Source organism: Actinomyces sp. HMSC08A09 (assembly GCF_001807465.1).
GTDB lineage: Bacteria > Actinomycetota > Actinomycetes > Actinomycetales > Actinomycetaceae > Actinomyces > Actinomyces oris.
The window spans coordinates 175,566-175,911 of sequence record NZ_KV789133.1 but is presented as its reverse complement, the minus strand read 5'-3'; the positions used below and the strand labels follow the sequence as shown (position 1 = coordinate 175,911).

Here is a 346-nt window from a genome sequence, read left to right as displayed (position 1 = left end):
GAAGCGTGCGGCCCGGGACAACCAGACCCTCATAGCTCAGGCCAACCGCGCCCGTGCCATCCGTCGCCGGTGAGAAGCGTCCCAAGGGCACGCGTTTTGTCACCGTCCATCAAGGCGATCAGGTCCTTGATGAGGCCTCCATCGCCAGAGCCCGGTCCCTGGTAGGCCTCAAGGGCTACGTCACCAACATCCCCTCGCACCTGATGGACGCTGGTGAGGTCGTCTCCTCCTACCACGAGCTGTAGCACGCCCGGGCAGTCCTTCGCCGATGAGCAAGCACGACCTGAGGGCCCGCCCCGTCTTCCACCACACCCGAGACGCCATCGAGGCCCACCTGACCGTGGTC

Annotated in this window: 1 protein-coding gene; it reads left to right on the top strand. The window is 65.9% G+C overall.

Annotated features, from left to right (window positions below; all coding sequences use genetic code 11):
* Positions 1-53 precede the first annotated feature (53 nt).
* Positions 54-245, top strand: a complete 192-nt coding sequence (locus tag HMPREF3165_RS13870; RefSeq protein WP_070512638.1) for a hypothetical protein — start codon at positions 54-56, stop codon at positions 243-245.
* The last annotated feature ends 101 nt before the right edge of the window (positions 246-346 follow it).